At 39.3% G+C, this 10,257-nt stretch carries 8 protein-coding genes and 1 pseudogene; all 9 read left to right on the top strand.

The annotated features are described in order from the left end of the window. Nucleotides 1–581: 581 nt before the first annotated feature. The 9 genes and pseudogenes from FN809_RS17535 to FN809_RS17495 all read left to right on the top strand — a co-directional run bounded on the left by FN809_RS17535 (nt 582) and on the right by FN809_RS17495 (nt 10,207). On the top strand, nt 582–995 hold the full coding sequence (locus FN809_RS17535) for a Fur family transcriptional regulator (protein ID WP_142534847.1): 414 nt from the start codon (nt 582–584) through the stop codon (nt 993–995). A gap of 71 nt (nt 996–1,066) precedes the next feature. Continuing rightward, nucleotides 1,067–1,372, top strand: a complete 306-nt coding sequence (locus FN809_RS17530; protein ID WP_142534846.1) for a DUF6660 family protein — start codon at nt 1,067–1,069, stop codon at nt 1,370–1,372. 138 nt (nt 1,373–1,510) lie between these two features. Beyond that, a complete protein-coding gene (locus FN809_RS17525; RefSeq protein WP_142534845.1) occupies nt 1,511–5,851 on the top strand; it encodes a CusA/CzcA family heavy metal efflux RND transporter in 4,341 nt (1,446 codons plus the stop codon). Between the two features lie 16 nt (nt 5,852–5,867). Next, nucleotides 5,868–7,172: an efflux RND transporter periplasmic adaptor subunit gene (locus FN809_RS17520; protein ID WP_246095623.1), complete on the top strand. Its 1,305-nt coding sequence runs from the start codon at nt 5,868–5,870 to the stop codon at nt 7,170–7,172. An 11-nt stretch (nt 7,173–7,183) separates the two neighbouring features. Then, nucleotides 7,184–7,516 carry a P-II family nitrogen regulator gene (locus FN809_RS17515; RefSeq protein ID WP_142534844.1) on the top strand — a complete coding sequence of 111 codons (333 nt, stop codon included), beginning with the start codon at nt 7,184–7,186 and terminating at the stop codon, nt 7,514–7,516. A gap of 76 nt (nt 7,517–7,592) precedes the next feature. After that, nucleotides 7,593–7,982: pseudogene (locus FN809_RS17510) on the top strand (DUF302 domain-containing protein). Nucleotides 7,983–8,004: 22 nt separating this feature from the next. Further along, nucleotides 8,005–8,772, top strand: coding sequence for a cation transporter (locus FN809_RS17505; protein ID WP_449421032.1), 768 nt, complete (start codon nt 8,005–8,007; stop codon nt 8,770–8,772). 2 nt (nt 8,773–8,774) lie between these two features. Further along, entirely contained in the window at nt 8,775–8,981 is a 207-nt protein-coding gene (locus FN809_RS18155) for a GDCCVxC domain-containing (seleno)protein (RefSeq protein ID WP_142534842.1), read from the top strand. A gap of 545 nt (nt 8,982–9,526) precedes the next feature. Further along, nucleotides 9,527–10,207: a hypothetical protein gene (locus tag FN809_RS17495; RefSeq protein ID WP_142534841.1), complete on the top strand. Its 681-nt coding sequence runs from the start codon at nt 9,527–9,529 to the stop codon at nt 10,205–10,207. Nucleotides 10,208–10,257: the final 50 nt, after the last annotated feature.

Below are 10,257 nucleotides of genomic sequence, written 5' to 3'. Positions count from 1 at the left end.
TGAGCTACTGCCGGGAAACTGGAATCCCAGAGCGTAATAGCAACAGGTACTTAAAATGTATCAGATAAAATAGGTGTACTTGCTCGGACGCTTACGGAATATGTATATAGGTATAGGATTTAGAGATAACTCTGGGACTTTTAGAAAGGAATGAATAAAAAGCACCTAAAGCTAACATGCGGTCATATTTAATGCCGCTGTGATTGCTTGTAAGACAGAGAGGATTTGAATTATAAAGACCAACATAATTAACTAAAGACACGAGAAGCGGCACTAAATATACCGCTGACCGTTAGCAACAAGGCGAAAAAAAGAGAAACTTCAAGACTGAAAGATGTAAGTTTAAAACAAGTAGATTAAAATATTTAACTCTTTGAAAAGTCAGTGCAGATTTGAGGGAATTTATTTTGTTTTTTTCTTCCCCCGCAAAAAAAAAGAAACTCCAGCCCACATTCCAGCACATTTCCAAGCCCCCACGAGCCAACGCACAAACCGAAGGCTTGTAAAAGAGCTGCAATTTTGCCTACGCTCCGGTGCTTAATTGTTACATTTGAGCTTTAAACAAACTGAGAAAATTAAAAATGAAAAAGGAAATAGATAAAAAATTGCAAAATAAAAACATCAAACCAACCCCAATGCGACAGTTGGTTTTGCAAGTTTTAACAGAGCAAAAAACGGCTATCAGTTTACCTGAACTGGAACATAAATTTGAGAAAGCCGATAAAGCAACACTTTATAGAACATTAAAAACTTTTGAAAACAAAAAGCTCATCCATAGTATAGATGACGGCACAGGCTCGGTTAAATATGCGCTTTGTCAGGACACTTGCCAATGCCATCCGGAAGACCTGCATGTTCATTTTCTTTGCACAAAGTGCAATCAAACCTATTGTTTAAATGATTTTCCAATCCCAGAAATTAATCTACCAAACAGCTTTTCTCTCGAAAGCGTGAATATGGTGGTCAAAGGTATTTGTTCAAATTGCAAAAAGTAACTTTGCAACTCGGTTGCACAAACTATATAGTATTTTTGTCGTTGTAATTATTAGAATTAAGGTTTTGTGGAATGAAATATATAGCAGTAATCTTATCGATTTATGTAATGGTTTTAACAGCCATGCCATGCGATGATATGCATACTGCTGATTCAAATCCTGCTTCTTACGAATTCTCAGAACAAAACCATAATCAGGCAAATGATTTAGATTTATGTTCCCCTTTTTGTTTTTGTCATTGTTGCCAAACACTTTCTTTCCCTTCATTTTATGATGGTTTATTGTCCGAAATTAAAGTGCTTACTTTAAATATTCCTTTCAAAGAATCAAGATTTTCAAATCCTGTTTCTTCCATCTGGCAACCTCCCAAAATATAATCGTTCAATCTTAACAATTCGCTCTCATCAATTTCTTGGTGTAATGCTTCGTAACAAAAGTATGTTTATGAGTTATCTCATGGATTAATACACCTTAAGATTGATTCATATTCTTAATAAATAATTCAGATAATTCAAATGATAAATAAAATAATATCCTTTTCAATAAAGAACAAGGCACTAATTGGGCTGATGACAATCGGACTGATTATTGGCGGAATATATTCCATGACCAAAGTGCCGCTTGACGCCACCCCTGACATTACAAACAACCAGGTATTGGTTATTACAACTGCTCCCAATTTGGGTACAGAGGACATTGAACAGTTTGTAACCTATCAGGTAGAATTGGCAGTGGCAAACTTACCAGATGTTACTGAAATCCGAAGTGTATCACGGTTTGGGCTTTCCGTTGTGACCATTGTTTTCAAAGAAAGTGCCGGGACATATCTTCCGCGGCAGTTGGTGAGTGAAGCGTTGGCCGAAGTAAAAGAAAAAATTCCGCAGGGCTTTGGAGAACCGTTTATGGCTCCCATCAGCACCGGACTGGGCGAAATTTATCAATACACGCTTGAAGTGCAACCCGGTTACGATACCATTTACGACGATATGGAACTCCGCACCATGCAGGAATGGATTGTAAAACGTCAAATGGCCATGCTGCCCGGAGTGGTAGAAGTAAACTCTTTTGGCGGCAGGGGTAAACAGTACGAAGTAGCTGTTAATCCCGATAAACTCAGAAGTATGGGCTTGGCCATTTCTGATATCTTTGAAGCCCTTGACGACAACAACCAAAACACAGGCGGCGCATATATCGAGAAAAACTTTCAGGCCAACTTTATCCGTGGCGAAGGGTTGATGCGTTCGTTGGATGATATAAAAAACACTTTGGTTGCAAACATTGACGGGCAACCCATTTTCATAAGGGATGTGGCAGAAGTGAAATACGGCAGTTTTGTACGTTATGGCGCCTTTACAAAAGACGGAAAAGGAGAGGCTGTTGGCGGTATCGTGATGATGCTGAAAGGTGAAAACTCAAATGATGTGATTAAGGATGTAAAAGAACGGATGGCTTTAATTCAAAAATCATTGCCCGATGGTGTTGAAATAAAACCTTTTCTCGACCGCAGCAAACTCATTAAAAGTACAACCTCCACCGTTGCCGAAAACCTGTCTTTGGGTGCGCTGATTGTCATTTTTGTGCTGGTCATATTCCTTGGGAATTTAAGGGGCGGTTTAATTGTGGCATCAACCATTCCACTGGCTTTGCTATTTGCTTTTATCATGATGAACCTATTTGGGGTGTGGGCAAACCTGATGAGTTTGGGGGCGCTCGATTTCGGGATATTGGTTGATGGAGCGGTAATCATTGTCGAAGCCATGATTTTTTACCTCCACCGTAAAAACCTGATTGGCACAAAGCTGGGCCAGGCGAAGCGAAACGAAATTGCCTATAATTCGGCAAGCAAAATGATGAACTCGGCATTTTTCGGGCAGTTGATTATTTTAATTGTATTTATTCCCGTTTTGGCTTTGCAGGGTGTAGAAGGCAAAATGTTTATCCCCATGGCTATGACATTCGGATTTGCCGTTTTGGGCGTGGTGGTTTTGTGCCTTACCTATATTCCAATGATGGCGGCCTTATTTCTTCAACCACCAAAAACAGACAAAAAAACCTGGGGCGATAAAATAATCGGGAAACTCGAAAATGCCTATAACCCTGTAATTGGTTGGTCGCTTAAAAGAAGTTGGATCATAATTACCATCACATTTGTGCTGTTGGTTTCGGGTGGTTTTCTGTTTACCAGAATGGGTGCAGAATTTATCCCAAAACTTGATGAAGGCGATTTTGCTTTTCAGGCGTTTTTAAAGCCGGGTACTTCATTAACCGAAGTAACAAAAACCTCCACAAGGCTGGAACAAATTGTAATGGAAAATTTTCCCGATGAAGTTCAAAGCATCCAAAGCAGGATTGGAGTTGCCGATTTGCCTATGGACCCCATGCCAATTGATATTGCAGATGTTTTTGTGATTCTTAAACCACAGGAACAATGGACAAAAGCCGAATCAAAAGCCGAATTAGTTGATAAAGTCAGGGAAAAAGTCAGTGTTTTACCGGGAGTCAATTTTGAATTTACACAGCCTATTGAAATGCGTTTCAATGAATTGCTGACCGGAATACGTGAAGATGTTGCGGTTAAACTTTATGGCGACGATTTAGAAATACTGGCTTCCAAGGCCGAAGAAATTGCCGGACTGGTTTCGGGGATTGAAGGCGTGGCAGGTGCAAAAGCTGAAGCCACACAAGGACTGCCGCAGATAACCGTTCATTACGACCGTAACAAACTTGGACGGTATAACCTGAAAATTAAAGAACTCAACACCATTGTTGAATCTGCCTTTAGTGGCGGCGTTGCCGGAAGCATCTACGAGGGCGAGCGGATGTTCGACCTTGTTGTGCGGCTGGACGAGGAACACCGCCAGAGCATTGATGACATACGAAACTTGTTTGTTAATCTTCCCGATGGAAATCAAATCCCATTGAAAGAAGTCGCTGAAATTAGCTATCAGCCGGGGCCGATGCAAATCAGCCGCGACAATACCAACAGGCGAACCTATGTAGGGATTAATGTTTCGGGCAGGGATGTAAAATCACTTGTGGAAGAAATTCAAACCACTTTAGATGAAAAGCTGGAATTGCCAACGGGCTATTATATCCGTTACGGTGGCGCTTTCGAGAACCTCGAACGGGCATCAAAACGATTGTCGCTGGTCGTTCCGCTTGCTTTGGCATTAATTTTTATGCTGGTTTTTTTCGCTGTAAAATCGTTTAAACAAACGCTGATGATTTATGTCGCAGTGCCGTTTGCCGCTGTTGGCGGTATATTTTTACTTTATTTACGTGATATGCCTTTTAGTATTTCGGCTGGCGTTGGTTTTATTGTCCTGTTTGGTGTTGCGGTACTCAACGGACTGGTTTTGATTAGCGGTTTTAACGAATTGAAAGAAGAAGGCAAACTCCATATAAACGACATCATTAAAAAAGGCTCAATCCGGCGTATCCGTCCAATTTTATTGACGGCATCAACCGATATTCTGGGCTTTTTGCCCATGGCTGTTTCCACTTCGGCAGGAGCGGAAGTTCAACGACCTTTGGCAACTGTGGTTATTGGCGGGATGCTGACATCAACTTTGCTCACGCTTATCGTGCTGCCTATTCTCTATAAATTTGTTGAAAGTGGCGTTAAAAAAATAAAAATGCCAAAACCGGCTTTAGGATTGTTTACTGTCCTTATTGTAATTGCAGGTTTAGGAATTTCAGAAAATGCCAATGCGCAGGATTCCACCCTAACATTGCCACAGGTCATTGAAAGGGCAAAGGAAAACTACCCGGCGATTAAGGCTGCCCAATTGGAAGTTGACAAGCAAAAAGCGCTAAAAGCTACGGCTTACGAACTGGGGATGACTTCGATCTATACCGGAAAAGAAGAAGTGGGCAATAACGCACCGGGTATTCAAAACAAAATCGGGATTGGACAAACGGATATCGATGTGTTCGGCATCCCGGCAAAAAGCAACCTTGCAAACAGCCGCACCCAACAAGCTTTATCCGGTCAGGAACTTACGGAATACACGTTGGCTCGTGATGTTAGTCTTGCCTGGTACAACGCCGTTCAAGCCAAACAGCAATGGCAGCTTTTTAAGGAACTCGACACCTTATACGCCGATTTTCAGAAAGCTGCGAAGTTGCGGTATAAAACACAGGCAACTTCCAAAATCGAATACCTTTCGGCATCATCCAAATACAAAGAACTGCAGGTAAATTTAACGAAAGCCGAAAGCAATTATTTGGCAAGCTTGCAAATCCTGAATCAATACCTGTTATATCCTATGGCTGTTGACGTGAACGCTCAGGATTTAGGACAAAATGTTTTTGAACTTGTTTCTGAAACTGACTCATTGAGCGGAAGCCCGTTGCTGAATTATTATTCAACCGGGATTGATGTTGCAGAATCGGCATGGAAAGCGGAAAAGGCTAATTTCCTGCCAAAGCTGGACTTGGGTTATAAATGGCAATCGATTGACGGCAATTCGGGGTTCTATGGTTGGGAAGCAGGTATTTCTGTCCCCCTGGCTTTCTTTTCGCAATCGGGTAAAATCAAAGCTTCAAAAATTGATTTCCAAATTGCCAATCGGCAATTCGAGCAGAAGGAACTGGAACTGAAAGCCGGGTACAATCAACAAATCAGCCGCTACCTTACTTTACAACAGGTCATCGACTATTATAAAACAGAAGCGTTGCCACTTGCCGATGAACAAATTCAGGCTTCCGATCTGGCGTATCGCTTAGGCAGTATCGACTATGTTCAATTTATACAGAACACGGAAGCGGCCATTCGGACAAAACAGGATTTTTTAATGCAACAGGCGGAGTACTTCGAATTGTCTGCCCAACTGAAATTTATAACAGGTAAATAATCAACAAAATAGAGTAATGATGAAGACAAAAATAATTATAGCGTTTATTGCAATCGCCACATTAATATCGTGCAATATAAAAACCAAAACAGCCGGAGAAGGCGAAGAACATGAAGAACATGGCCCCGAAGGCGTGGTTGTTTTAAATGAAAACCAACGGGAAGCCATCAACTTAAAATTAGGCACTTTTCAAATGCGGAATCTAACCACGGTAGTAAAGTCTAACGGGCAACTCGAAGTGCCTCCGGCAAGCAGTGCCGATATTACAGCCGTAATTGGCGGGAATGTGAAAGAAATTAAAGTTTTTCACGGCGATAAAGTAAGCAAAGGTCAATTGCTGGCAGTTCTTGAACACCCGGATTACATTGCCTTACAGGAAAACTTTGCAGAAGTAGCCAACAGACTTGAATTTTTGGAACAGGAATTTGAACGCCAAAAAGAATTGTTTGAAAACAATGTAGGTGCAGGTCGCGATTTCCAGCAGGCTAAGGCGGAATACAACACAGCAAAGGCAAAGTACGAAGGATTAAAATCACGTCTGCAACTGCTGAACCTTTCATCCGAAAAAATTATGGAGGGGAATATTTCAAATACCATAAACATTAATTCGCCAATAAATGGCTTTGTTAATGAAGTAAATATAAAAGTTGGTTCTTATGTTGATGCAAAAGACATCCTGCTTGAAATAACCGACAACACCGCTATCCATGCCGATTTTATGGTTTATGAAAACGATGTGCATTTGGTAAAAGAAGGTCAAAAAGTCCATTTCACGGTTTCGAACCGTCCTGATGAAGAACTCACGGCCACCGTTTTTGCCATTGGAAAAGAGTTTGAAGCCAAATCAAGGGCAGTTCATGTCCATGCAAAAATCAATGAAAAAGTAACAGGGCTCATTCCTGGCATGTACATTTCGGGGCATTTGCATACCGATGAAAATTACACCTGCGCTTTGCCCAACGATGCCATTGTTGCCGAAGGAACTAAATCGTTCATTTTTATAGTGGACAGCGAATCATTGGAGAAACACGGACATGATGAAACTGAAGGACACGAGCACGATGCAGAAGATATTCATGAAGAAATGGCGAATCACGATAGTGATGAGGAAGGGCATGAGCATGGAGATGCAGACGATAACGATGCAGCAGAACACGAGATGGCTTTCAGGATGGTCGAAGTCATTCCCGGCTTAAAAGACGAGGGCTATACTGAAATCAAACTAATCAATCCGCTGCCCGAAAATACACAGGTAGTGATGAATGCGGCCTACTATTTATTGGCGGATATGAAAAAAGAAGAAACTGAACACGACCATTAAAATTCAACACGATGAAAGAAATAAAAGCATTTGTAAGGCCAAACCATGTAAACGAGTTAATTGAACAGCTTAAAGACAATGGCTTTGAAAATATCACTATATCGAGTGCAGAAGGAACAGGAAAATTTCAGGATGAAAACGCCTTTGTTTCGCAGAAATTTTCGGTTACCGACAGTCCAATGGCCAAAATTGAAATGGTAGTAACCAAAGAAAAAGTAAATATGGTAATCGGGCTTATCTCGGAATACGGAAAGACACTAAACCCGGGCGATGGAATAATTTATATCTTAAACGTTGAAAAAACTTACCGTGTAAAAACAGGTCTGGAGAACGGCGAAAAATAATTCATAATTTTAATGGCAGGTTGCCGGAAGAAAAAAGGCAACCTGCTGTTTCAATTATTCATTTTTAAAAACAAACATGATGAAATACTATTTTGAAAAAACAACGGATTACACTTTTGAAGAAGCAGTAGAAAGGGTAACAGAAGAACTCAAAAAAGAAGGTTTTGGGGTTTTAACTCAAATCAACATACACGAGAAACTGAAAGAGAAATTGGGTGTAGATTTTAGAAATTACCGTATTCTTGGGGCTTGCAATCCTGCTTTTGCCTATAAAGCTTTATAGGAAGAAGATAAAATTGGTACGATGTTACCTTGTAATGTAGTTGTTCAAGAGTTGGAAAATGGCAAAACTGAAATTACTACCGTTGACCCCGTGGCTTCTATGCAATCGGTTGGAAATGAAAAACTGGCAAGTGTAGCAAACGAGGTTCAACAAAAACTAAAACAAGTCATCGACAATGTATAAAAGCACTTTTAAAATTTCAAAAATGGATTGCCCTTCCGAGGAAAACATGAGTCGGATGAAATTGGATGGAATCTTAGAAATCAAAAAACTCGAATTTGATATAGAGAATAGAAACCTGACTGTTTATCATTCAAAAGAAAATACTGAAATTGCTAAAAGTTTGGATGCGCTAAAGTTAGGTTCCAGTCTCAAAAATTCAGAAACTATTGAAGAAATTGAATTGCAACCGGAGATTTCTAAAGTGCAATCGAAACTACTTTGGACAGTATTGATTATCAATTTCGCTTTTTTCATTATTGAAATAACCACCGGATTAATATCAAAATCAATGGGGCTGGTTGCCGGTTCATTGGATATGCTTGCCGATGCTTTGGTTTATGGACTTAGCCTCTGGGCAGTCGGTTCAACATTAATCAGAAAAAAGAAAGTTGCCCGATTAAGCGGCTATTTTCAGTTAGCTTTAGCTTTGTTTGGTCTTATGGACGTAATACGCAGGTTTATTAGTTTTGAAGAAGTCCCCGATTTTCAAACCATGATAATTGTATCGGTATTGGCATTGATTGCCAACTCTGTTTGTCTTTATTTGCTGCAAAAATCAAAGAGCGAGGAAGCGCACATGAAAGCTACCATGATTTTTACATCGAACGATATAATTATCAATACTGGTGTTATCTCAGCAGGGGTATTGGTATTGTTGACCCAATCAAAATATCCCGATTTAATTATTGGGGCAATCGTGTTTTTAATTGTGATACAAGGGGCTTTTAGAATTATAAAACTGGGAAAATAAATATGAAGCTAATTTTAGAATCAATCATAAGCTGCCCAAATTGTGGTTTTCAAAAAGGAGAAACTATGTTCGAAGATTCGTGTCAGTTCTTCTATGAATGTGAAAGTTGCCATACAGTTTTAAAACCAAAACCAGGTGATTGCTGCGTATATTGTTCGTATGGTTCAGTAAAATGTCCTTCGATACAAAAGGATAAAAATTGCTGCTAATTTTTTAACAAAATGAAGGTGTTAATTGAGTCGTGACAAAAAGTATTTTCGTTATATTTAACATTTAGTTTTACAAACACAGATTACGGTTGAAAAAATGGATTTAGAGGACAATTCAACGCTCTTTGAAGTATTGGGTAAAGTCAAAATGTTAGTGGTAGTCCGCCCTATTTGTAAGCACATTAGCAAGCGCCGCGAGCCAACGCCCGTCCAAAGCTTGCCAGAGAGCTTACAAAGCCGCTCATGTAACCGCCTTTAAGGGCGGTTTTAGGGTTGCCCTCCCACAAAAAAACAAAATAAATTTGTGCTCCGTTGAAAGTTTCGTGCAATCAAGGAAAGACCATTATTAAGAGCTTAAATGATTGATTGTCAGACTGAAAAAATCAACGCCCAGTTGCTAACAAAGTGTATAAATCATTGGGCAGATAGTGTTGATTTCAAAGGCATTACACTTAATAAACTTTGTAACGGTTTGACAAGAAAGTGCTTCGAAATGCCCAACGCTTCATACACCAACCGTTGGCACTCATACAAAAATACACACGATGTTAAAGAATAGTCTTTTATTAATTTTTACTTGTTTGACTTTCATATCATGTGACCAATTGCATGTTCTAAATACAATTTACATTTATGAAGGACATATATCAACAAGTAATGATACGATTAATATGCCCTTAGAACGGGTTATTAACGGAGATTATATTTTTGAGGTAAATAAAGAGATTTTAAAATCAGGAAATCTTACAAACTCTTGCAATGATGGAGTATGGGAATATCACATTGTTGAAAAAAACAGTACTCTAGATTCTATTGTTCATTGGTCTCTAAAAGCTACGGAGGAATTATCATACAGTATTCCTGAAACATGGAAATTAATTCAAATATCAGATACAATTAAAATTATTGCGATTGATTTAAAACCGGAATTTAACAGGTCTTCATTGGACAATAACTATTTAGTTGTTCAGAAAATTAGAAAAGAAGGAAAAAGTCTTAAGAGTTTTAATTCATTTAACACTCAGTCAATACAAGGACTGTTTAAGATTAAAGCTCATGATTATTGTAAAGTAGAATTAAATGATAGCATTTGTGGATATTATAATCGCTACGTTACGTTAAATGAAACACAAATTTTAAATTATAATTTTGAGACATTAAATGCCGTTTACGAACTAACTGTAAGCGTCCGAGCAAGTACACCTATTTTATCTGATACATTTTAAGTACCTGTTGCTATTACGCTCTGGGATTCCAGTTTCCCGGCAGTAGCTCA

The organism is Saccharicrinis carchari, from assembly GCF_900182605.1.
Lineage (GTDB): Bacteria > Bacteroidota > Bacteroidia > Bacteroidales > Marinilabiliaceae > Saccharicrinis > Saccharicrinis carchari.
This window is presented reverse-complemented; position numbering and strand designations above follow the sequence as displayed.